22 protein-coding genes and 1 riboswitch are annotated in these 22,891 nt (G+C 37.3%); of the genes, 10 read left to right on the forward strand and 12 right to left on the reverse strand.

The features are described from left to right. Window positions 1-46: 46 nt before the first annotated feature. Together MUA87_RS00780 and MUA87_RS00785 are read right to left on the reverse strand one after the other, a co-directional pair. Window positions 47-967 (reverse strand): TDT family transporter, encoded by a 921-nt coding sequence (locus MUA87_RS00780; RefSeq protein WP_105978301.1) that lies wholly within the window; start codon window positions 965-967, stop codon window positions 47-49. Between the two features lie 137 nt (window positions 968-1,104). After that, the gene (locus MUA87_RS00785) at window positions 1,105-1,584 is read right to left on the reverse strand and encodes a hypothetical protein (protein WP_070864298.1); all 480 of its coding nucleotides are present in this window, start codon (window positions 1,582-1,584) and stop codon (window positions 1,105-1,107) included. Window positions 1,585-1,818: 234 nt separating this feature from the next. Here MUA87_RS00785 and MUA87_RS00790 point away from each other — a divergent pair, with 234 nt between their 5' ends. Continuing rightward, the gene (locus MUA87_RS00790; protein ID WP_023014757.1) at window positions 1,819-2,100 is read left to right on the forward strand and encodes a GNAT family N-acetyltransferase; all 282 of its coding nucleotides are present in this window, start codon (window positions 1,819-1,821) and stop codon (window positions 2,098-2,100) included. Between the two features lie 159 nt (window positions 2,101-2,259). Here the strand turns inward: MUA87_RS00790 and MUA87_RS00795 are convergent, their stop codons facing one another. Then, window positions 2,260-3,186, reverse strand: coding sequence for a VOC family protein (locus MUA87_RS00795; RefSeq protein WP_023014756.1), 927 nt, complete (start codon window positions 3,184-3,186; stop codon window positions 2,260-2,262). Window positions 3,187-3,702: 516 nt separating this feature from the next. Between MUA87_RS00795 and MUA87_RS00800 the strand changes: the two genes are divergently transcribed. From MUA87_RS00800 to MUA87_RS00815, 4 genes are all read left to right on the forward strand, one after another. Beyond that, entirely contained in the window at window positions 3,703-4,308 is a 606-nt protein-coding gene (locus MUA87_RS00800; RefSeq protein ID WP_023014755.1) for a DUF4004 family protein, read from the forward strand. Between the two features lie 5 nt (window positions 4,309-4,313). Next, entirely contained in the window at window positions 4,314-5,039 is a 726-nt protein-coding gene (locus MUA87_RS00805; RefSeq protein ID WP_262551079.1) for a hypothetical protein, read from the forward strand. Between the two features lie 146 nt (window positions 5,040-5,185). Continuing rightward, window positions 5,186-6,595: a sodium:solute symporter family protein gene (locus MUA87_RS00810; RefSeq protein ID WP_057510619.1), complete on the forward strand. Its 1,410-nt coding sequence runs from the start codon at window positions 5,186-5,188 to the stop codon at window positions 6,593-6,595. Beyond that, window positions 6,573-7,706, forward strand: a complete 1,134-nt coding sequence (locus tag MUA87_RS00815) for a M24 family metallopeptidase (RefSeq protein ID WP_002480132.1) — start codon at window positions 6,573-6,575, stop codon at window positions 7,704-7,706. The genes MUA87_RS00810 and MUA87_RS00815 overlap by 23 nt, the downstream gene beginning before the upstream one ends. Window positions 7,707-7,768: 62 nt before the next feature. Here the strand turns inward: MUA87_RS00815 and MUA87_RS00820 are convergent, their stop codons facing one another. The 3 genes from MUA87_RS00820 to MUA87_RS00830 form a co-directional block, all read right to left on the reverse strand. After that, window positions 7,769-7,984 (reverse strand): hypothetical protein, encoded by a 216-nt coding sequence (locus MUA87_RS00820; RefSeq protein ID WP_002480131.1) that lies wholly within the window; start codon window positions 7,982-7,984, stop codon window positions 7,769-7,771. 59 nt (window positions 7,985-8,043) lie between these two features. Next, the gene (locus MUA87_RS00825; protein WP_061055093.1) at window positions 8,044-9,225 is read right to left on the reverse strand and encodes a YbfB/YjiJ family MFS transporter; all 1,182 of its coding nucleotides are present in this window, start codon (window positions 9,223-9,225) and stop codon (window positions 8,044-8,046) included. Between the two features lie 176 nt (window positions 9,226-9,401). Continuing rightward, window positions 9,402-9,551 (reverse strand): hypothetical protein, encoded by a 150-nt coding sequence (locus tag MUA87_RS00830; RefSeq protein WP_002480129.1) that lies wholly within the window; start codon window positions 9,549-9,551, stop codon window positions 9,402-9,404. 191 nt (window positions 9,552-9,742) lie between these two features. On the opposite strand from MUA87_RS00830, the gene MUA87_RS00835 reads away from it, so the two are divergent. Continuing rightward, window positions 9,743-10,822: an aldo/keto reductase gene (locus tag MUA87_RS00835; protein WP_105966686.1), complete on the forward strand. Its 1,080-nt coding sequence runs from the start codon at window positions 9,743-9,745 to the stop codon at window positions 10,820-10,822. 186 nt (window positions 10,823-11,008) lie between these two features. Then, window positions 11,009-11,497 (forward strand): DUF4064 domain-containing protein, encoded by a 489-nt coding sequence (locus tag MUA87_RS00840; protein WP_002480127.1) that lies wholly within the window; start codon window positions 11,009-11,011, stop codon window positions 11,495-11,497. A 67-nt stretch (window positions 11,498-11,564) separates the two neighbouring features. Here MUA87_RS00840 and MUA87_RS00845 read toward each other — a convergent pair whose 3' ends face one another. Both MUA87_RS00845 and MUA87_RS00850 read right to left on the reverse strand, forming a co-directional pair. Next, window positions 11,565-11,978 (reverse strand): hypothetical protein, encoded by a 414-nt coding sequence (locus tag MUA87_RS00845; RefSeq protein ID WP_002480126.1) that lies wholly within the window; start codon window positions 11,976-11,978, stop codon window positions 11,565-11,567. 255 nt (window positions 11,979-12,233) lie between these two features. Further along, complete coding sequence (locus tag MUA87_RS00850; protein ID WP_002480125.1) at window positions 12,234-12,419, reverse strand: hypothetical protein; 186 nt, start codon at window positions 12,417-12,419, stop codon at window positions 12,234-12,236. A gap of 91 nt (window positions 12,420-12,510) precedes the next feature. Between MUA87_RS00850 and MUA87_RS00855 the strand changes: the two genes are divergently transcribed. The 3 genes from MUA87_RS00855 to MUA87_RS00865 all read left to right on the forward strand — a co-directional run bounded on the left by MUA87_RS00855 (window position 12,511) and on the right by MUA87_RS00865 (window position 19,707). Next, window positions 12,511-14,562, forward strand: coding sequence for a Mur ligase family protein (locus MUA87_RS00855; RefSeq protein WP_262551082.1), 2,052 nt, complete (start codon window positions 12,511-12,513; stop codon window positions 14,560-14,562). Between the two features lie 299 nt (window positions 14,563-14,861). Then, window positions 14,862-18,020, forward strand: a complete 3,159-nt coding sequence (locus MUA87_RS00860; RefSeq protein WP_262551083.1) for a fibrinogen-binding adhesin SdrG C-terminal domain-containing protein — start codon at window positions 14,862-14,864, stop codon at window positions 18,018-18,020. A 70-nt stretch (window positions 18,021-18,090) separates the two neighbouring features. Then, a complete protein-coding gene (locus MUA87_RS00865; protein ID WP_262551084.1) occupies window positions 18,091-19,707 on the forward strand; it encodes a poly(glycerol-phosphate) alpha-glucosyltransferase in 1,617 nt (538 codons plus the stop codon). Window positions 19,708-19,758: 51 nt separating this feature from the next. Here MUA87_RS00865 and MUA87_RS00870 read toward each other — a convergent pair whose 3' ends face one another. The 4 genes from MUA87_RS00870 to MUA87_RS00885 all read right to left on the reverse strand — a co-directional run bounded on the left by MUA87_RS00870 (window position 19,759) and on the right by MUA87_RS00885 (window position 22,524). Beyond that, window positions 19,759-19,944, reverse strand: a complete 186-nt coding sequence (locus MUA87_RS00870; protein WP_002480121.1) for a helix-turn-helix transcriptional regulator — start codon at window positions 19,942-19,944, stop codon at window positions 19,759-19,761. Window positions 19,945-19,989: 45 nt separating this feature from the next. Continuing rightward, window positions 19,990-20,322: a hypothetical protein gene (locus MUA87_RS00875; RefSeq protein WP_002480120.1), complete on the reverse strand. Its 333-nt coding sequence runs from the start codon at window positions 20,320-20,322 to the stop codon at window positions 19,990-19,992. Window positions 20,323-20,437: 115 nt separating this feature from the next. After that, entirely contained in the window at window positions 20,438-21,742 is a 1,305-nt protein-coding gene (locus tag MUA87_RS00880; RefSeq protein WP_262551085.1) for an LLM class flavin-dependent oxidoreductase, read from the reverse strand. A 29-nt stretch (window positions 21,743-21,771) separates the two neighbouring features. Beyond that, complete coding sequence (locus MUA87_RS00885) at window positions 21,772-22,524, reverse strand: 3-oxoacyl-ACP reductase (RefSeq protein ID WP_057510273.1); 753 nt, start codon at window positions 22,522-22,524, stop codon at window positions 21,772-21,774. A gap of 115 nt (window positions 22,525-22,639) precedes the next feature. Beyond that, a riboswitch (TPP riboswitch) is annotated at window positions 22,640-22,741 on the reverse strand. Between the last annotated feature and the right edge of the window lie 150 nt (window positions 22,742-22,891).

Below are 22,891 nucleotides of genomic sequence, written 5' to 3' on the forward strand. Positions count from 1 at the left end.
GAGCGTATAAAAGAGGCGCGTTAGTCTGAGGACTAGCGCGCTTGTTTTATGTGTTAAAGATGTGTTTTGTATAACGGAAATAGACCCACACGATGACACATCCCGCAAAGATGATTTCAATCATCGCAAGGATTCCAAGCATTTCCTGGGAAATACCAGGGAGGTCTAATTGTGTATAAAGATGATACGTTGAGGCAGCAGTAACAGCCCATGGGAAAGTCAGTGCAGCATATGCGGGTTTGAATCGTTTCTCAATGATTTGAGGCAAGAAGATAACTGAGAACACAAATAGAAATTGCGCAATGACGAAATAAAACAGAATATAGCTGACTGATAAACTTTCAGTATAAGATAGATATGCATTTAAACATAATGATGCAGGTGCACTAATAATGACCGCCATCGGTAATTGATCTTTCGGATAATAATGCCACATTCTTTCAAGTAAAATAAACGCTAAAAGAATCCAGAATAGAATAGAACTGAAATCTATCGCAAAGATACCAATTTTAGCGTAAAACGATGAAGCCGTCTCACCAATCACGCCGATACCGACAAACATCACAAACCAACTCGTATTTGGATATGTGCGGTGTTTTATAATGAAATAAACGATAAACCAGATCATTAAGATGATATGTAGTAATACAGCGCTTAACCAGAAACTTGTGAGTATTAGGTTATTAATATGGAATTGTGATTTTAAAATTGAAGCGAGTGTCATGAACCCCATAGGTAATGCAGGCATAATCGCAAAAGTATTACTGTCCTTTAATTCTAAGCCTAATGCTTTTGGAAAGCGTATCAACTTAATAAAAAATAAAACCAGGCAAATACTACCTAGAGTAGTTGCTAATAAACCTAGCCAAGCTAAGTGGATTTGAAATAAAATGTGACTAAAAGTAAATGTACCTAAAGCTAAACCGCAAATCGCGGCAGGTACGTTTTGAATCATGGATTTAAACATATATGTAGCCTGCCTATTCTCTCTCTTTGTATGTTCAAAGTATAGCACTGCTTATATGATTAAGAAACAGAGTGAAATGTAGATGATTTGAAAAGATAACAAAATAGAGAGAACCTTTTGAGTCCTCTCTATTGAGATTAATGTCCTTGCCCTTGTGGTTGTTGCGCAGGTTGGGCTGGTTTTTGTTGTTGAACAGGTTGTGGCTCTGGTTGCGGTTTCGATTGTGCTTGTTGGGGTTGTGGTTTTGATTCTGGATGTGATCCGCCACCTTCGCCAGGTTTATATTCTTTTGTTTCTTCTTTTTCTTGTTTAGGTTCAGGTTTTTCTTCAGGTTGAGGTGCTTGGTAGATATGTACAGTTGATTGTTGGACCTCATGATGTACTTGTTCCTCTACCACAGGTTCTTCTGGCGCTTCTTGCTTATGTTCTTTTTTCTCTTTTTTCTCAGTTTTTTTCTCTTTTTGTTTTTCTTTATTTTCATAGTATTTCGCAGCATCTACTTGATCGCTGCTGTGATGCTTATATTTATCATAAGCAATCATTCCAGTGACAATGACAGCTGTCACAAGCAATGCAGTGACAACGACTGCTAGAATACGTTTGATAGCTTGAAACATGATGTTGGCTCCCTATATCTATAGTTTTATCTTGGTGCTTGGTGTATATCTTCATTCTAAGTTTATAGAATTGCCTTACGCTTTTCCACTCTTTTTATATTAAATGAACGTTACAATATTAAAATGAATAGAGATTAAGTAGATATTTGTCATTGTTAAATCATTCGTTGTGTTTAGAAAGAGAAGTTAGTGGTATAACTTTTATACCAACTTATTTGAAAGTGAGGAGATAGTATGGCAGAGATTAAACATGGACACAATAAATTCTATGTAGGCGATTCAGAAGAAAATCCAGATGCAGAAATGACATATGTACCGACAGGCAAAGATAAAATTATTATCGATCATACAGGTGTAGATGAAAGTTTACGTGGACAAGGTATTGCGAAGCAGTTAGTTGAAGCGGGTGTGAATTATGCACGAGAAAATGATATTAAAATTTTAGCCACTTGCCCATTCGCTAAACAAGTATTAGAAGAGACACCGGAGTATCATGACGTCTTACTAAAAGGTTAGTCTTAGGTATGTCTTAAAAATCCTGTAATGACAAGGGTTAGTGTGTTTGAGGCAAGTGTAAAGAAGCGCTGAGATATGACGTCCCAGCGCTTCATTTTAATTCAGTTTTATCTTGATTCCAGTTGGCGAATATTACATATAATCTTTAGATTTTCTAACTTAAATTTCTTCTAATTGACTTTCGATTTGTTCACGTTTGTGTTCTAAGAAGTCAGGTAATGCGAGTTTGCTGCCTAGATCTTTAACATCTGTGTCGACCGTAAAACCAGGTGTTTCTGTTGCGAATTCATATAAAATTTTGTTGTTACGATAGTAGATAGATTTAAAGAAATAACGGTCAATAATACCTGAAGTACTGCCAGGCAATTGTTCTAATTTATCTAATAATGTTTCTAAAGCTTCATCAGTTGGCACACTCACTGCAATATGATGTACATAACCACGTCCAGGTTTTACACTTTGACCTTGTTCTTCAACTAAGACAAAGTCTGTATAACGTCCATTCGGATTTAATGTATAGACATTATCATCGCCAAAGTGTGCGTGATAACCTAATGTGTTGGTTAGAAAGTCGATAGTAGGTTGTAAATTGCGTAAATGTAATTCTACAGGTCCCATTCCTAAAATTTGAACTTCTTGAGGCACATCTGTATAAGGATTCGCATGCCAAGCGCTAGGAACTGCGTTGTCACCATTGACCATAAGTATTAGTTTTAAGCCATCAGGATCTTCGAAAGCTAATGCTTGTTGTCTAAGGTATGTGATAGCTTCTGTTTCAACTTGATTCTCGTTCAGACGTTCTTTGAAATAACCTAATGCTGCTTCATTAGGTACGAGTAATACTAATCGTTCAATACTATTGGTACCTGAATGATGTTTTCCTAACATTTTCATTTCAAAGAAAGTTAACAAAGTACCTGGTGCACCTGTTTCATCCCCATAGAATAAGTGGTACATCGATGGATTATCTTGGTTCACAGATTTTTCAATTAAGCGTAAACCTAAAACCTCTGTATAAAATTGTTTATTTTCACGCGCATCTTTTGTGTACATTGAGATATGATGATGTCCTGTAATCAGCGTCATACTATCCCTCCTATTTATCTAGTATACTTTTTATACTTATATCATAACCGTTCCTTTAACATAAAGAAAGTTTTATGTTTCTTTGTATAAATTTACCCCAACTTTTGACAAAACACGCAAACCTTAAGTTTTTGCTTTGAGGATAATCGTGTTATCGGGCATAATAGAAGCAAATACCTAAGAGAAATAGATGGGGTGAAACGATGAACTTGGTGAAAATATCGCTGCTGATTGCGTTAATGTGCTTGTTAGCATTGATTGAAATGATAGTCGCATCAACCATAGGACTAAACTATATCGTGGCTGTACTCATCACGATAGTTATGGTGGTATGCATCGTATTAATCATACTCGAGATATTTAAAGGTAGAAGGAAACAATAGATAGCTAAAGAGGAACCTGATCCAGCCAGTTTGCGTATGCATCCGTCTAGGTCAGGTTATTTTTTATGGGAAAATAGCGAAAACACTCGTAAATGTAACAGTGTTATGTTACATTATGATTAGGAGGATAATTATGAAAGAACAATTAATCAGCAAAAAAGACTTATTAACAGAATGTGGCATTACTTACGGCCAATTGTATCGTTGGAAACGTAAACACTTAATTCCAGATGAATGGTTCATTCGTAAATCTACTTTTACAGGTCAAGAAACGTTCTTACCTAAAGCCAAAGTCATTAAAAGAATCGAAGATATTCAACGTTATAAACATGACTATGTCTTAGATGATATGGTCAAAATGTTCGCAGATGACGGTTATGAACCAGAAATTGAATACAAAGATAATGACACTTTGATTCAATCATGGGCAGGTTTCTTTTATCGCGAAGTCGGTAAAGTCTTGTTAGAACAATATCCGCAAGATCAAGCGGTTTATGTGGGTACTATTTTAGATGAAGTAGTAACACGCAGTATTGTCTCAATGGAAGAAGCACAAGATTTACAGGCGTTTTTACTAGAATATAGTGAAAATGATAAAGAAGCAGAATTATATATCTGCCGTAAATTCGGAATCACGTTTTATTTGCTGATTGAACAAAATACGCCGATTAAAATCGATGATAGCGTAAGAGTCTTAGAAACAATTAACATCCAAAACCTATTTAAGAAAGAAGTGTAAACATCATGAGTCAGTCCATCAAAGGCATGGGTAAGAAGCAATTAGAAGACAGTGAATATGACGCGATTACTTTATTGGGAGAAGTTCAATTTCCTTTTGAAACCAGTGTCAATAACATTAAAATGACGGGTGAAATTACCGCATCAGACCAAGTCAATGTAAACAAAATCAAACTGATAGGTAATTTCACTGGTCGTAAAAATGTACATGTAACAACAGCTTCTATTATCGGTGAAGTTGAAGTAGAAGAAGATTTAACATTTGAATTACTTAAAGTGACAGGAACTGTTGATGTCAAAGGTCATTTAAACGGTAAAAGATTAAAACTTCTCGGGGTACTTGAAACAGAAGGTAATTGCGAAGTAGATGAACTTGAAATCGATGGTCAAGTTAAAGTCGAAGGAATGTTGAATGCAGATACTGTTGACGTACATGTGCGACAAGATAGTTATGTTCGCGAAATTGGGGGCAATGTGATTCACATACGCAAACACGATGGGGAAAAGAAGAATTTTAAGTATATAACTGTCATGACTTCTCAGTCAGATTCTGCATACTTAACTGCTGAGGTTATTGAAGGGGATCGTATAGAAGTCAACCGTGTTAAAGCGAAAGTCATTCGTGGAGATCATATTATCTTACATGAAGATGTAAAAGTTGAAACGGTTGAATATACAAAGACCTTAGAATGCGCCCAAGCAGCACAAATCGGTAAAATTACGAAACTATAAATTGTATTTTTAGACGTATTCTTCCTTAAAATATCAGAATAATTAGATTGTTGTTACTATTGTTTTAATTTTGTGCTAAAATTAATCTTTATTCTTAAGCTAATCGTTGAAAAACGGTTAGTTTTTTATATACAGGGGGGAATATTATGGGATTTTCTGCTGAACCAATTTTAATTTGGTTCGTCATTGGTTATGGGGTATTGATGGTTGCATTAGGTTTTGTGTATTCAAAGAAAGTAGAGAGTAATGAGGACTTTATTCTCGCAGGTAAATCACTCGGGCCAGTCGTATTAATGGGGACATTACTTGCGACATGGGTCGGTAGTGGTTCTGTCACAGGCGGTCAAAACTCGCTGGCTTATAGTTTTGGATTATGGCCGGCAGTCGGCTATGCGATTCCGAGTATCATCGGAATAGGGACAATTTTTATTATTAGTTCGAAAGTCAGAAACTATGGAAAATATACTGTAGCTGAGATATTAGAGATGAAATATGGAAAGGTCGCAAGTTACTTTGCGGCAGTCATTATCATTTTAGCATTTGTAGGGATTGTCTCGTATCAATATCAAGGACTTGGCTATGTATTACATGTTTCAACAGGTATTTCAGTAGAACTCGGCACTATTATTGCGGCAGTGATTATTATTTTACTTGCGACTATGGGCGGTTTGATGTCAGTCGCACCAACAGATGCGTTAAGTGCATTCTTAATTACAATTGCGTTGATTATCGCAGTACCTGTCGCAATTGCGGTCGGTGGCGGCTGGGATACTATTTTGTCGAATGTACCGAAAACACATTTGAAACCAATGGGAACATTAACTTTTGTTCAAATTTTAGGTTTCTATATTCCAATGTTGTTCTTACTGTTAGGTGATCAGAATATTTATCAACGACTGGCGTCATCTCGTGATAATAAAGTGACACGTATCGGTACGATTGGGTGGATTGTCGGTTTATTAATCGTGACACCACTTATTTCATTGCTCGCATTTATTTCTCGTTCGATTTTCCCGAAAATTGAACCAGGAATGGCTTTGATTGCGTTAACGAGTCAATTGCCGATTGTGATTGGCGGTGTGCTCATTGCAGCACTTACTGCGTTTATTACTACTACAGGAAATTCATATTTATTATCTGCTGCGACAAGTGTCATTTATGACTTGTTCGGGGATAACTTTAAGTATAAGCATGAAAATAAGATGTTATTGATGACAAGAATTCTTGTACCGATTTTAGGTGTGATCGCATTCTTATTAACAATGTACTTCCCATCAGTGTTATCTGTTCAAATGTACGCTTATACCGTATACGGTGCAGGAATTACACCGGCATTATTAGCAGTGTTTATTTATCCGAAAGTCACGAAAGCAGGAGGCCTTGCTTCAATGGCAGTCGGTTTAGTAACAACACTGATTTGGGAACTTGGTTTTGTTCAAAGTACAGGTATTAACTCTGCGTTAATTTCTGTGCCGCTGGCGATTATTGTGTTAGTAGTTGTGACATTATTTACTTCTAAAGGAGGCAACCAACGTGAACTTGAAACAACGTCTTGATGCATTTAGAGAAACGATGAAACAACAAGACATCGATTTAAGTATTGTAATGAATTTTGAGAATCAAATGTATTTTACTGGCTTTAAAGCTGTCATTTATTCGCGTCCGATTATTTTATTTATTTCCCAGGAAAACATTGAAGTAATTGCGCCGAAATTAGAAGAAGCGCATTTCAGAGATAAAACGGGTATTCAAGATATCTATACGTATACTGAAATTCCAGTCACAGATGATGTTCCGACGCATTATCAAACAGTCTTTAATGACTTATTAGAAAAATATCAAAATGTCTCAACGATTGGGATTGAAACAGGCTTCTTACCCACACAATTTTATTTAGATATTGTGAGTCATAACTTTAAAGTGAAAGATATCGGTCAAGCATTAGTAGAACAACGAACTTATAAATATGAAGATGAACAACAAGCTATTAGAGAGAGTGGAGAAATTGTCAGTCAAGCCGTGGCGCAAACGATTGAACATGCGAAAGCAGGTTTGACTGAAATGGATATCGATAACTTTGGAAACAGTTATTTATTCGACACGATTTCTCAAAACTATCCAGATGCGGAATTTGGATTTTTTGTAATGTCACCTTCAGGTATCAAACGTTCTACAATGCCACATACATTCTCTAATACGAAACAAATTCAACAAGGTGATGTGATTGTACATAGCCGTCAATTAGAGTTGAATGGATATCGTGCAGAATGTGAACGTACTTTCTTTGTTGGCGAGCCTACTGATGAACAGCGCCATGCATTTGAAGCGATGGTTGAAGCGCATAAAGCTGCGTTAGACTTTATTGAAGTGGGTGTAACCGCAAATGCGGTCGATCAAGTCGCAAGAACAATTCTTGAAGCGGAAGGTTATGGTGACTATATCAGTCATAGAACAGGTCATGGTATAGGTATTGGACAACATGAAGAACCCTCATTGCGCTTTGATAATGAGCTAGAGTTAAAAGAAGGCATGGTCTTTTGTGTAGAACCAGGTATTTATATTCCAGGCGTCGGCGGCTTCAGACATTCTGATACGGTTATCTTGAAAAAAGAAGGAACAGAAGTTGTCACAAACTATCCGCATGACTTAGAAGATTTGATTAAATAAACAATGCATAATTAAAAACCTGTGCTATCGTGTGATGGCACAGGTTTTTCAAGTTTCAATGATTATTTGCTTCGTTCTCGTAATAATAGACCAAGTAATGAAAATGAAAAGACCGCAAAGACAATGTTCATAATAGATAATACTTCAATAATGACGATGTCTTTACCTAAACGTTCAAACGCTCTGTTTTGAAGTTCTTGGTCTGTTGTGAAGCTGTCTTCACTAATACGTGGGTCTTCAGTTAAATCTTCTTTCATTCTTTGTTTTACAAAAGGCATTGTAACATCCTCCTTTGTTAGTAGTTACATTCCCTTTTGATAACCAGACAAAACTTTACTTACTGAATCGCTTCCTTGTTTAATGCACGATAACTGATCCAGCTGCTGATGAGACCGATAATTAAAATAGCTGTCGCAAATAACAATGCTGCATTATAATTGCCGGAATCTCCAATAAGATAGCCAGACACAAACGGCGCAATCATTTGGCCGATACTGTAAATAACAGTTAATGTAGCGATAAAGTTAGACTTACCGCCTGTCTGAAGCATCAACATTTGCCCCTTAGACATGAAGAGTGTTGTTAGACCTAAGAATGTACTGCCGAAAATTAACGAGCTGATGATTAAGCTGACAATATGGTGTGAAAACACTGGTAAAGCGACACTGATGATTTGTAGACCAAATGCCATATAAGTTGCTTTACTATAATCCATTTTCTCCGCAATCATTGACCATACTACTGTAGAAGGGATAGCCCCTAAGCCGACAAACATCCAACTGAGTGCTGCATATTCAGAGAAAGCAGGGATTGATTTAATGATTGCGACTAAGAAAGTTCCGGTAATAATATAGCCTGCCCCTTCACAGAAATAAGCAATAGAGAACCAGCGCATAAATGTTTTGTTGAGACGGAAGGGTGTCTTAGAAGTCGCTTTATGATGCGCTTCAACATTAATATCTGGGTTTTCTCGCATAAAGAAAATAACCAATAAACTTAACGCTAATGAAAAGAGCCCAAGGATAATCCAAGTCATTTTCCATGAGTTGACGTCTGTGTAGAAGAAGACAAAAATACTGCTTGAAAAGAGCCCGATACCAACAGCGCTATAGAGTAAACCTGAAATACCTTCTTTATGTGCTTGTCTTAATGCTTCTAATACGACGTTAGAAGCTAAGACAAAGACTGTTCCGCTTGTGAGTCCTGCGATTAAACGCAATATGGACCATAAAATGAAATTTGAGGTAAACCCCATAAAAATTGTAGAAAGCACGTTTAATACTAAATAAATTTTCACATCGACGACTTTACTTTTAATAATCCAAAACATCGGAATAATCGCTCCGATTAAATAACCGAGATAGTTAATCGTCGCAAGTAAACCAGCCCCTTTACCATCCATGTGTTCTGCTTGCTGCATAAACGGTAAGATAGGTGTATAGGCAAATCGACCGATGGCCATTACAATAAATAATGATGCCATCCCGAGTAATAACTGACGATGTGCGTGTTGTGACATGGCATTCACCCCTGAAATTTGATAGATGACCTCATTATACGCCTCAATATACTTTAATAATAATGATGATTCTTGATGTTTAACATAAGTAAAAGTTATCATGCTTATAAAAAATAGACCACTTTCTATTGAAAGCAGTCTATCTATAGTTAAAGTAGGGTTGTTAATCCAGTTTATTATTTCTTGTCTTCTTTTTTATCGTCTTTGTTATCTTTCTTATCTCCGCCTAATTGATCTTTAGCGAATTCTTTACCTTTTTCAATATACTCATCTTTATGTTCGTTTAAGTGATCTTGACCTTTTTTCTTAATATCATCAAAGTTCATAATCAAATTCCTCCTTAAAAATTAAGTACAGTTATGTGTTACCCCACGTATAGAACGTGAAACATATTAAGCGTAATTCTTTTTTAATTATCGTACACTGCCTAATTTTATTATAGATTTTAAGCTTATAGCATTTAAAATTCTTCTTTAAAGGGAATTACATTATTAAGTATTAAAGGAGGAGACAGATTATGGATTATACAACACTTGGTAATTCAGGATTAGTCGTTTCGAAATATGCGTTAGGTTCTGTTCCATTCTCCGCAACGAATGGTTTTGAAAATGCGGGTGGTGTAACAGAGAAAGAAGCGGCATACTTTATAGACTATGCTTTAGAGCAAGGTATTAACCAATTTGATACAGCAAACCTTTATGCGAAAGGTGATGCAGAAATTGCGTTAGGAAAAGCAATCAGACATCACAGAGATGAAATGGTCATCAGTACCAAAACAGGATTCCCATATAACGATATCGCAAATAATGTCGGTGCATCTCGTTTAAATATAGAGCGTTCGATCGACCATTCTTTAAAACGTTTAGGTACAGATTACGTTGATTTATATTACATTCATACATGGGATGGACAAGTTCCGGTAGAAGAAACAATTCAAACGATGAATGATTTAATTCGTAAAGGTAAAATTCGTTATTGGGGTGTATCTAACTATAGTGGTTGGAATTTAGCCAAGACCTATACACTGGCGGTAGAAAATAATATGGCACCGCCGATTGCGCAACAAATCTATTACACGCCTGAATCAAGAGAAGCGGAATATGAATTGTTGCCTGCAGGTACAGAATTAGGTGTCGGCAATAGTATCTGGTCGCCTTTAGGTGAAGGATTACTTACAGGTAAGATTACCCGTGATAAAAAAGGCGAACCCAATACCCGTCAAGGTGATGGATGGGCTGAGCCTTATGTAAAAGATCATGAGTTGTTCTATCGTTTAATTGAACTTGTACAAGAAATAGCACACGCACACAATGCGACAGTGCCACAAGTGATTTTAGCTTGGCTGAGAGAACGTCCAAACGTGGATTCAATTGTATTAGCTGCACGTAATCAAGCACAATTGAAAGAGAATATTACATCTTATAATCTGAAACTTACAAAAGAAGAACATCAAATGATTACGGATTTAACACAGCCACAACCGATTTATCCACTATGGCATCGTGCGATGAATTCAGCAGCACGTGGTTCTGAAGCTGAAAAAGTATATTTAGAAGAATATAACCGTTTAATGAATCATAGCGATACGTTACTTTAAATCAGTGAAGTGCTGTAATTTAAAAAAGAATTTTAAGAAACAAACATTTATATTTATTGAAAATGTAAAAGATGTTGAAGATTTTAAGTAGACTATGGACGTATAACTCATGTATTAGTATACTAATGATAATTGTAAGCTTATAAAATTTTTAACAATACTAAAGAGATAGGGGGAGGGTTTTATATGATCAAACGAACAGGTGAGCATGTCTTAACATGGATTGGTGTCGGAATCGGTGCGTTAATCGTATTATTTGTGGCTTTAATGGTTCCATTAATGCAAAGTGATGACTTTGTAGCAGGTATGCAGCAAAGTGATGCCAGCTTAACGTATGAAGAAATCTCACAAGTAGCTTCAGGTATGCAAGTACTCGGTACTTTCGTATTAGTGGCTAATGTAATTGCGGTGATTTTAGCTATTGTTGGCGGAATCTTTATCAGCAAGAAAGCAAAAGCAGCAGCTATCTTATTATTAATCGCAGGTATCGTGGCATTATTATGTAACTGGATTTCAGCGATTCTTTGGATTATCGCATCTATCATGTTATTCAGCAGAAAACCAAAAGCAGCTTCATTAACTCAAGATGGTTACTATAACTATGATAAAGCGAATGAATTCGCACAAGAACGTTCACATGAACGTACAAGAGAAGAAGATCCATATAAATACTAATTCAATCAATATTTAAGCCGTCTCATACAGAGGCGGCTTATTTTCATTTAAAATGAAATTATTGATTCTAATACCATAAATTTTTCTCGAAGCGCAGAATGAAAACGACTAAGAAGATGAAGATAGTGTGACCTATCATCCAAACAATATAATCAATCCAGTGAAATTGGTAGATTGGGTTAATAGACCAAGTAATAAGTGAAGGATAGATAACGGCGAATAATACGATTATAATCAGAATACCTGCTGGATAGACGTAAGAGTCCCGGATGGCTTGAAAGACGACATAAATCATTGTGGTAAAGACAATATGTAAGATGAATTTAAGCCCAAAGCTCACATCAAAAAAGCCTGGCACAAAATCCACATTTAATAATAAACTTGCGAGATGATGGGTATAAAATAAATCGGTCAGGCTGAATAAGCCGAATAAAAAGACAGATAAAATTAAAATGGACATTGCGTGGTACAGTACTTTCATAAATGACGCCATCCTTTATTAAGAGGTAAGTTTTATTGAGCGTATCATACTTTTAGTAGATTTAGAAAAGTTAAAGTGAGAATAACGTCAGTAATATAAATGTTTATTAGGTGGCATATAACTTAAAAAATTGGCAACCTATTAAACATGTGGCAACGCTGGAAGTAAGGAATACATACACAGACTTCCAGTTGCACGACACACATTGACTTTGAATATGATATAGTAACGTTAATTATTTACACCTACCGATAATTAGAAAAAGAAGTGAAGTAATCTGTACAGCGCAAGTCCTAAAACAACTAATAGAACGATGAGTCTGGGTTTGGTAAAGAGTACACTTCTCTTTGGTTTTTCTTCTTTATCAGGATCATAGTTTCTTAATTCTTCTTCTATTTCCTGATTAATCTCATCTAGACTTTTATCTTTCTCTGTGGTCATTGCTGAAAGCCTCCTGTAAATTGTTAAGATTATCTATACAATAAACCATAAGGTTGAAGCAATGCAAAACTATTACTTTTTGGAGGTCATCATGTATACATTAGAAACGATTGCACAAATCTTAGATACAGAACTATTTGATGCACAAGGAAAGGAACAAAATTCTATTGATGATTTTGAATATCAAATGCTGCATGTTAAGTCAGAATCAACCGCATTCATCTCTATCAGTGAAGCATCATGGAAACAATATTTAAAGAAATCAAAAGTGATGAAAGATGGTAATGCGCAAATCCCAAAAGATGTTTCAAAGATTGGTTTGATTATTACTGAAACCTATGTAGAAGATTTAGCACATCAAATTCCGCAAATTGTAGTGAGAAATGCGATTAAAGCTATGAAAATATTAGCCTTACATATTCGAAAACATTATCATAATCCAGTCATTGCGTTGACAGGCTCCATGGGTAAAAGCTCGACACGCTTAATGTTAAGTGCGGCATTACAACCTTATAAAGTCCAACAAAATAGAGGGAACAGTAATACACGTAGTGCCATTTATTTGCATATGTGTAAATTAGCGTCTAATCCAGATATTGCGGTTTTCGAAACGTCTTTAAATGCGTTAAATAATCGTGGAAATATGGCTGAAGTATTGAAACCGCAAATTGCGATTGTCACAGGAATCGGCTCTGCACATCTATCCACTATTGGTTCAACGGAAGAAATTGTAGCTTTCAAATCAAGGATTTTTGCGGGATTAAATCAAGACGGTATCGCGATTTATAATGGTGACACACTCCATCAAAATGAGCTGAAACAAGCTGCATCAATTCATACTAAACATGTATTTCGTTATAGTACTGAAGATAATTCGGCAGACATTTATACGACACAAATCAAACCTGTGAAAAAAGCAGTAGAAGTGACAACGAATGATGGTTATCAATTTGAAGTGCCTTCTGTCAGTAAGGGCATGGTTGAGAATGCTTTGGCAGTATTATTAACGTTGAAACATTTGAAAGTTGATGTAAAGCAACACTTGAAACAGTTAGCGCAAACTCAACTTTTTAAGAAGGTCTTAGAATTCAGACCTGTGAAAAGTCTGCATGAAGAAGCTACGGTACTTGATGATACGCATAATGCTTCTTTGCCTGCAATGTTGAATGCGATTGATGCGTTTAATTCACAAGCGCCATTCTTTAAAGGACATAAAATTATTGCGTTAGGTCAAATCAGTGATTTAGGTGAGCAGACTGACCGCGTGCATGCTGAATTAGTGCCTGCCTTAGAACAGTCTGAAGCGGATTATATTTTATGTATGGATCAACCATTACGTAAAGTAGTGAATAAAGTTAAAGGTAAATATATTACGTGGTATCACAATAAAGATTTAATGTTGAAAGATTTATGTTATTTGATTAATCAAGATGCTTTAGTGTTGATGAAATCTTCTGTAACTCAAACAGAGTTTCCCAAAGTCGCAAGTCAGCTTCAAAATGCTTTACTGCATTATGAGAGAAGTGGGGACGAAGAGAAGCATTTTGAAGCGGCTGCTAGCCAAGGGCGCGCATATCTTATTTATAATTTAGAAACTGATCAGATTGAAACGCAATCTAATCGTTATGGTTCAGCCACAATAGAAGGTTTGACACCGATTATTTACTACCTAGATGCAAAACAACGAGAAGTTCAAAATTATACGGTTACTCTCAAACAATGGCCTACAAACAATGACACTTACTATGAAGGTATGCAGCTTTCGTGGAGGGATCTAGTAGAAGCCATGAATGACACACCACATCCATCGTTAGTCTATCAATTAGCACATGAACTGTATCCAACGCATCAAGCAAGAAAAAGACATGTGCAAGAATTGGTTAAACAATTAAAAATGTCTGATTCTGTAGCGATTAACTTAACAGGGCGTTTCAGAATGAAAGAGCGTCAAACGTTCAGTGTAGATGACTTACTCGCCTTATTAAAATATGGACAAAACCAATTATTTGAGAATGATAAAGGTGGAATAGTCATTGGTGAATACGGTCGTCATGGCATTATAAAAGAAGGTAAGCAAGTTATTATTTTCACAGGATTTGAAAGTGAAGATGAAGCAAAATCATATTTATCAAGAAAAGTCTGAGGTTAATTTTGTCTGGGGTTAGCCTTAGACTTTTTATTTTATTCTCAAAATGGATTTTGAATTAAAATGTGATTTATGACAAAACTATATTAGTTTTAAAATAATCGGTAGGTAATTTATAAAAAAAGATGAGTTCTATATAAATATAAATCTAACCAATTGCATGGGATTAATCAAACTTGGACAAAATGTGTCTGAAAAATAAAAAAATTGTCAAATTAATGCAAAATTGTTTATTTATTGCTCACTTGTGTAACATAATAGGGTAAGGCCTTACAAAAATAAGTAGGAGGGATTTCTTGAATAATCAAGACTTTTTCAACAAACGCAATCGTTATTCAATTCGTAAAATCACTGTAGGGGCTGCCTCAGTTATTGTAGGGGCAACATTATTTGCGAATGCGAATGACGCACAAGCCGCAGAAAATACTACAAGCGGTGAGACAACGAACGTCACTACAACTACAGAGTCAACACCACAAGAACAAACTCCGACAACTGAAACAAAAACACAAAGCACAACGACAAATGAAACAACAGCTACACAAGATCAAACACCAGCTCAAGATACATCAGCAACAAATACAACTGATGCAAAAGCAGAGCAAACTGTAGCAGGGGAACAAGCACCAACTAATTCTACCCAACAGTCGACAGAGACAACTGCACCAAAAGCAGATGCACCAGCAACTACAGAAACAAAAACACCAACAAATGAAACAACTGCAGATACAACTGCGACTGAACAAAATACAACAGCTAAAGAACAAGCACCAAAAACTGATGCTCAAACAACAACAGATACAAATACAGCAAACACAACTACGACTGAGCCGAAAACAACTGAAACAAATACTGACCAAACAGTTGATAAGCAAACATCAACAACAAATACATCAGCACAACAAGAATCACAATCAACTCAAGATGCACAACCAACACAGGAAAATGCATTGAATGCTTCAACACCTGTTGCGCCAGTTGAAGCTCCAACAACAGGCACAAATGAAACAACAACAACTGGTGATACAGCTGCACAAAATGCAACAGCACCAGCTAATGAAACAACAACGCAACAAGCGCAATCTGTTGAACCACAACAAGATGCACAAACAACTGCACAAGCACCAGTATCAGATGCTGAACAACCAGCATATGATCCAAATGCAGCGCAATTATCTGATGCAAACGCTACTACAGCAGCAACAGTAGGTGACACTTCAAATACAGCTGATCCAGCAGATTTGAATAAATCAGTACAAGATTACTCAAATCAAAAAGATAGTTCTGAAGTACTTGCAGCACCAACAAATACAACTGCAACACGTTCAACTGAACAACCTACACAAGAAGGAGCTGCACAAACATTTGCACTAGCGCAAGCAGCACCGACTGGCAACAATGTTGATGGAGACGTAACAGCTTCAAATATTCAAATCGGTCCAAACTCAATTCAAGCGAACGATAGTGAATCAACATATATGTCAGCTGATTTAGCAATTGCTGACAGTGTTCAAGCTGGAGACTACTTCAATGTTCAATTCCCAGAGTACTTGAACTACTACGGAAACAGTACACCAAGCAGTTCTAAAATTCCTGACTTGATGAATGGTACTGAAGTAGTTGCAACAGGCGCATTTAATCCTGATTCAAACTCACTAACATACACATTCTCTGATTATGTTAATAATCATGATAATGTAACAGGTCATTTTGAAATTCCATTATATGCGGATAGACAAGCTGCGCCAACAGACGGCACATACCCAGTAGAAACAAATGTAGCTGGTGAAACATACAGTACTGATATTGATATCAATTACAGAACTTCAGATTCACCATACCCATCAAACGTAGATAGCTTTATCACTACAACTGATAGAAACACTGGTGAATATAGACAAATTGTATATGTAAACCCACAAGGTAAACAATCGTATAATGCGACAGTGAACTTATACAATTATTGGCCAGATACAGCTGACGGCACACCAGCTCAAAGTTCAGCACAATTAAATCCAGATGTGACAAACTTCAAGATTTACGAAGTGAGAAATGGTGAACAACTGAACCCAAGTTTCTACGTAGATGAAAACAATCCAAACTTGGTAGACGTTACAAATAATCCAGATGCGATTTACAACTTCAACCCACAATATTCAGTAGATGAAAATGGTGGAGAAGTTCTATCACTAGATTTCCAAGACTTAACTTCAAACGGAAGTCGCTATATTATTGTTTTAGATAGCGTGGCTCAAGACGGTTCACGTGAACAAATCAAAACAAGATCAGAAATGATTTCAGATGCGACAAATGATGGCCAAGGTCATACTTACTACACATGGGATAACTACAACGTTTACAATAGTGGTTCTGGTGAAGCAGACGGTGACGATACAGACGCAGATGCAGACGCAGACGCAGATGCCGACGCGGATGCAGATGCTGACGCCGACGCGGATGCTGACGCAGATGCCGACGCAGACGCAGATGCAGATGCAGATGCCGACGCGGATGCCGACGCTGACGCAGATGCCGATGCCGACGCAGACGCAGATGCCGATGCCGACGCCGATGCTGATGCAGACGCAGATGCCGACGCAGACGCCGATGCTGATGCAGATGCTGATGCCGATGCAGACGCAGACGCAGATGCAGATGCCGATGCAGACGCAGACGCCGATGCTGATGCCGACGCAGATTCAGATGCCGACGCAGATTCAGATGCCGATGCTGACGCAGATGCTGATGCCGATGCAGACGCCGATGCCGATGCCGACGCAGACGCAGACGCGGATGCCGACGCAGATGCAGATGCAGATGCTGACGCCGATGCCGATGCCGATGCCGATGCCGACGCAGATGCCGATGCAGATGCCGACGCCGATGCTGATACTGACGCCGATGCCGATGCAGATGCAGACGCCGATGCCGATGCTGACGCAGATGCCGATGCCGATGCCGACGCCGATGCTGACGCCGATGCAGATGCAGATGCCGACGCCGATGCTGATGCCGATGCCGATGCCGACGCAGACGCAGATTCAGACGCAGATTCAGACGCCGATGCAGACGCAGATGCCGACGCTGACGCCGATGCCGATGCAGATGCTGATGCCGACGCAGATGCCGATGCTGACGCCGATGCTGACGCTGACGCAGATGCAGACGCGGATGCCGATGCTGATGCCGACGCAGACGCAGATTCAGATTACCCTGTTGAACCAAATGAACCAGGCAATCCAGATGAACCAGGACACCCTGGCACTCCAGAACAAGGTACTACACAAGGTTCAAATGGTGAACAACCAGCACAAGCTGAAGGTCATGGCGATAAAGAATTACCTGACACAGGTGAAGAGAATAATAATAAAGAAGCTACATTATTCGGTGGCTTATTCGCAGCACTAGGTTCTGCATTATTATTCGGACGCCGTAAGAAAAATAAAGAACAATAATTCTATTTAAATAGTGGGCTGGACTTTGTTCCGGCCCATTTATACATACTGAATGAGAAGGGGTTTGGACATGACAATTAACAACGAGATTGAACAAGTTTTACAAAAAGCAGATCAACAGCTATTAGGTAAAGATTATGTGTTTGTTAGTTTAGGTAATCCCAATATGAAAGCTTCTGTAAAATTGATTAAGCAGTCACGTAATCTTAAAAGAGATATTACGAAACAATATGAACAGTTTAAAAAGAAAGCTGGTAAGTATCCTAAGTGGGTTAAAATTGATTTTGTTTATCGTACGAAAGAAGTTGTCTTTGAAGATGTTAAAAGAGATTTAGAAGAGACACGTCGAAACTATATTGATTACGGAATTGCTTGTGATAAGAATTGGAATTTAACTTTCATGGCAGAAGAAATTAATATTAATGCCTTTGTCAGACCGACTAAAGATAAAAAGTCTTTCTTCTTATCTGAGGATAATATCAATAACTATTTGAAGAAATATACAAAACATAAACAATTCTATAGACATCAAGATTATATGGGTAAGCCGATTAAAAAGTTTTATACAAAGGGTTACTTTATTGAAAATCATGAGGTTTATGAACTAGCCGCAGAGGGCCGTGAAAAAGGATTACGTCATGTTGAAGATTTGTCACAAGAAATTGATAAAATGTTGGAAACTTCGACAGATTATCTTGCGAATGAGTTACAACCAAGCGGTCAATTTATCTATGGTTATTTTCCACACTTCGATAAGAAAATCAGTTTCTATAATAATTTGAGACATGCTTCTTCAACTTATGCGCTAATGGAAGGATTACATTACTTAAACAAAGATATCACTATTGCTGAAAAAGCGATTGATTACTTAATCGACAATTACTTATACAAGCAAGGAGAAGTCGCACATATATTTGATGACACCAAAAATATTAATGAAATTAAACTAGGTCAAAATGCGGCATTTGTTTTTGCGATTTGTGAGTATCTAAAAATAAAACCAGGTAACCAGAAGTATTTAGAAGCTGCACAACAAGTGGCAGAAGGTATGGTTTCAATGATTGACAGTGAAACAGCTGAAACTGTACATGTCTTACAATATCCTAGTCTAGAAGTTAAAGAAAAGTTCCGTGTGATTTATTATGATGGTGAAGCTGCGTTAGGATTATTACGACTTTATCAAGTTGATCAGAATGAAAAATGGTTAGAAACAGTACGTCATATGTTTGAACGATTCATTTCACAAAGTTACTGGAAGAACCATGATCATTGGTTAGGTTATTGTACGAATGAATTAATCCAAATTGCGCCTGAAGCGAAATATATAGAATTTGGAATTAGAAATGTTTCTAGTTATTTAGACTACATTAAGAATCGTATTACAACTTTCCCAACATTCATGGAGATGTTGATGGCAACGTATCATATTGTACGTAAAGCCAGAGAAAAAGGTTTTGGGGAAATCGTAAATCGATTGATTAACGTAGATGATTTAATGACAACGATTCATAAACGTGCAGATTATCAGCGTACAGGATACTTCTATCCAGAACTTGCGATGTACTTTAAAAATCCACAACGTATTCTTGGTTCGTTCTTTATCAAACACCATGGTTATCGTGTACGCATTGATGATATCGAACACTATATTTCTGGTTACGTCCAATACCAAAAAGTCTTTAAATAATGACATATAAAACAGGCCATGAACAAAATTACGAGTTCATGGCCTGTTTTATTATGAAAATAATTCATCCACTGTAACTTTAAACTGTTTAGCGATTTTAAAAGCTAAGCTTAAAGAAGGATCATACTTATTATTTTCAATCGCATTAATCGTTTGTCTCGAAACATTGACACTTTTACTTAGTGCTTCTTGAGACATCCCATTTTGTTTGCGATACAATTTTATTTTGTTTTTCATAACTCTCACCCTTTGTAGGTGTATTTTCTCATCACTCTATGTCTATTATGAATACTTTCGTTTAACGATTACATAATTATAAACTAAACTTCCCATTATAATAACTAAAAAGACAGCTTCAGGATATTTCGAGATAAAACTATGTGCACTGACTAAACCAAGCGTACGATTTAGAAAGGCGAATGTAATGAGAAGAATAGTAATGATAAAAGTCTTTGCGAGTACTTCTAAAATAATTTTAGTTTGACGTTCGTCATAATGAGACTCAGTTTGAACATCTACTGCTTCTGAAGGCATATAATTTTTTAAGAAGCCTCTCCAAGCAAATGCGAAAGCAACTAAGGTTACAATAGGGATGATAATTTTAAGTAATATCATGATGTCCCTCCTGAAATGTAAAGTTTATTTGACATTTTTAGAATACTGCTGCGCTTAAATAATGTCAAGTATGTTTTACATTTCGTATAAAAAAACAGAGCCGAATGGCCCTGTTTTAAATTCCTAAATGTTCTTTAAATGTGTGTCCTGTATAGTTTTTTCGGTAAAGTCCGCGTTTTTGTAATTCTGGAACAATCATATGCACAAAATCATCTAAGCTATCCGGCAAGGTAGGAGGCATTAAGTTGAAACCATCTGCCACACCTTCTTTGAACCAATGTTCCATTTCATCCACAATTTCTTCAGGTGTTCCAATCAATGTTAAATGACCACCACCTGCATTTAAATACCCCAATAACTCTCGTACAGTGGGATCTGTATCTCTGATAATCTCAAGGACTGTTTCATAACGACCTACAGGCCCAGTAAATTCAGAGACAGGAGGTAAGTTTGGGACTTTGTCATCTAAATCCCAACTATGACAATCTTGTTGGACAAAGAAACTGAGTTGATTTAGCGCTGTTTCAATCGGTAGTTGATTATCAAGCGCCGCTTTTTTCTCTAAAGCTGCTTCATAGGTTTCTGCGACATAAGTCACCAGACCTGGGAAGACTTTGAGGTTGCGGTCAGTCTGACCGGTACGTTTGATTTCATCATCTAAGCGTTGTCTGAACTGTTTTGCTTGTTTGATATTCCAAGAAACAGAGTAAACTGCATCTGCATATTTAACTGCGAGTGCCACGCCTTGTTTAGATGCGCCAGCCTGCATTGCGACAGGTTTACCTTGTGGACTTGCGGGTGTAGATAAAGGGCCGCGAACTTGGAAGTGTTCTCCTTGATGATTGAAAGGTTCTATTGCTTTTGAATCAATCAGTTGATTGTATTTACGATCGTGTTTAAAATCATTGGTTTGCCATGACTCGAAGAGATGATTCATGACTTCCGCAAATTCATCTGCTTTTTGGTATCGTGCTGTATGATCAGGCAGACCTTCCATACTGTGATTTTGTGCTTCAATATCCGTCATAGATGTGACTAAATTCCAACCGACACGACCGCCAGTGATATGGTCCAAACTTAATAGCTGACGTGCAGCCGTATAAGGGTTAGAAAATGTGCTGGAAATCGTTGAGACTAACCCGACATGTTTTGTGACCTGCGAAATTGCAGTTAAATTGACAATAGGGTCAAACCAGAACGCAGGCATCGTGGTGTCATTATTTGCGGGGAAGGATTGGTTATCCGCGAAAAACACCGCGTCAAAATAACCGCGTTCTGCGATTTGAGCTAAATCTTGATAATACTCGATGGTGCCGATACGTTCGACACTTGAATCAGGCATCAGCCATGCGGCTTGATGATGGCCGCATCCATATAATAAAACGCCAATGTGCAGTTGTTTTTCTTTCTGCGTAGGCATGTTATTCACCTCGTGTTTAATATTGTTACTTAGTTCATTGTTAATCCGCCGTCAACAGTGATGTTTTGGCCTGTAATACCGTCTGCTTGTTCTGAAACAAGATAAGCCACCATGTTTGCGACATCTTGCGGTGTTGTCACCTTACGTAGTGGTGTACTTTGCGCAATCAAGTCAAAGACTTCAGGTGTAGTAACTGAGCTAGCGTCCGTTGTTTTAAGCAATCCGCCTGAAACAACATTCGCATTAATACCATATTGGCCAAGCTCTGCTGCAATGTTACGTGTGAAACCAATTAATGCAGCTTTCGCTGTTGTATATTCATGATAAGGAACAACAGGATTTTGGTATAAATTTGTGCCGATAGATACAACACTGCCACGTTGATTTTCAATAAATTGAGGTACCACACTTTGTACAACGTTGAATGCAGCTTTTAATGTGCCATCGATTTGATTTTGATAATCTGACCAGTCCATATCTTTAAATGATTTTTGTGTTGTCGGATCAAATTTGAAACCAATCAATGCGTTGTTCACTACACCATCAATACGACCGAATGTTTCTGTTCCTTCTTTGACTAAACGCTCTACAGCTTCACGGTCAGTAACGTCTGCTTGAATTGCGACAGCACGGTTATTATCAATTTCTTGAGCCAATGCTTCGGCAGCTTCCTTACTTTGGTTGTAGTTAATAATAACGTTAAAACCTTGTTCGCCTAATGTACGGCTGATTACAGCACCTAAGCCACGTCCGCCGCCTGTTACTAAAATTGTTCTTGCCATTTAAATCGCCCCTTTAGTTAAATTAAGACATAAAAAAACACACAACCTATCTAGAGCTGTGCGTATCAGAGCGAGTTGAAAGTATAGACTCAGACATTCTTAGCCATACTTTCTTAGTTATGTACTCACACTTTCCTACGCTAGTTTCAGCTAGATCAGGTTCAAAGGGTCTGAAGCCATGCTTCATCTCAGTTATAAAACGCCCCTAGTGCATTTATATTTGTCATTAACCTTAATCTATCGACTTTCTAGATGTAAGTCAAGGAAGGGCGATAAGAAAGGATTTAGTGAAAAAATAACAGCATACATGTTATGATAAACAAGAATACAAATAACAGGGTCTCCCTACAGAATTGGAGTGAGTTAT

It is taken from the genome of Staphylococcus simulans (assembly GCF_025561465.1).
Classification (GTDB): Bacteria; Bacillota; Bacilli; order Staphylococcales; family Staphylococcaceae; genus Staphylococcus; species Staphylococcus simulans.

Coding starts and splice junctions, on each gene's coding strand:
- MUA87_RS00825 (WP_061055093.1), bottom strand. CDS start 9,225: ATGTCACAACACGCACATCGTCAGTTATTACTCGGGATGGCATCATTA.
- MUA87_RS00870 (WP_002480121.1), bottom strand. CDS start 19,944: ATGAAAAACAAAATAAAATTGTATCGCAAACAAAATGGGATGTCTCAA.
- MUA87_RS00880 (WP_262551085.1), bottom strand. CDS start 21,742: ATGCCTACGCAGAAAGAAAAACAACTGCACATTGGCGTTTTATTATAT.
- MUA87_RS00790 (WP_023014757.1), top strand. CDS start 1,819: ATGGCAGAGATTAAACATGGACACAATAAATTCTATGTAGGCGATTCA.
- MUA87_RS00795 (WP_023014756.1), bottom strand. CDS start 3,186: ATGACGCTGATTACAGGACATCATCATATCTCAATGTACACAAAAGAT.
- MUA87_RS00845 (WP_002480126.1), bottom strand. CDS start 11,978: ATGAAAGTACTGTACCACGCAATGTCCATTTTAATTTTATCTGTCTTT.
- MUA87_RS00785 (WP_070864298.1), bottom strand. CDS start 1,584: ATGTTTCAAGCTATCAAACGTATTCTAGCAGTCGTTGTCACTGCATTG.
- MUA87_RS00805 (WP_262551079.1), top strand. CDS start 4,314: ATGAGTCAGTCCATCAAAGGCATGGGTAAGAAGCAATTAGAAGACAGT.
- MUA87_RS00820 (WP_002480131.1), bottom strand. CDS start 7,984: ATGCCTTTTGTAAAACAAAGAATGAAAGAAGATTTAACTGAAGACCCA.
- MUA87_RS00840 (WP_002480127.1), top strand. CDS start 11,009: ATGATCAAACGAACAGGTGAGCATGTCTTAACATGGATTGGTGTCGGA.
- MUA87_RS00835 (WP_105966686.1), top strand. CDS start 9,743: ATGGATTATACAACACTTGGTAATTCAGGATTAGTCGTTTCGAAATAT.
- MUA87_RS00830 (WP_002480129.1), bottom strand. CDS start 9,551: ATGAACTTTGATGATATTAAGAAAAAAGGTCAAGATCACTTAAACGAA.
- MUA87_RS00885 (WP_057510273.1), bottom strand. CDS start 22,524: ATGGCAAGAACAATTTTAGTAACAGGCGGCGGACGTGGCTTAGGTGCT.
- MUA87_RS00855 (WP_262551082.1), top strand. CDS start 12,511: ATGTATACATTAGAAACGATTGCACAAATCTTAGATACAGAACTATTT.
- MUA87_RS00780 (WP_105978301.1), bottom strand. CDS start 967: ATGTTTAAATCCATGATTCAAAACGTACCTGCCGCGATTTGCGGTTTA.
- MUA87_RS00865 (WP_262551084.1), top strand. CDS start 18,091: ATGACAATTAACAACGAGATTGAACAAGTTTTACAAAAAGCAGATCAA.
- MUA87_RS00810 (WP_057510619.1), top strand. CDS start 5,186: ATGGGATTTTCTGCTGAACCAATTTTAATTTGGTTCGTCATTGGTTAT.
- MUA87_RS00850 (WP_002480125.1), bottom strand. CDS start 12,419: ATGACCACAGAGAAAGATAAAAGTCTAGATGAGATTAATCAGGAAATA.
- MUA87_RS00875 (WP_002480120.1), bottom strand. CDS start 20,322: ATGATATTACTTAAAATTATCATCCCTATTGTAACCTTAGTTGCTTTC.
- MUA87_RS00800 (WP_023014755.1), top strand. CDS start 3,703: ATGAAAGAACAATTAATCAGCAAAAAAGACTTATTAACAGAATGTGGC.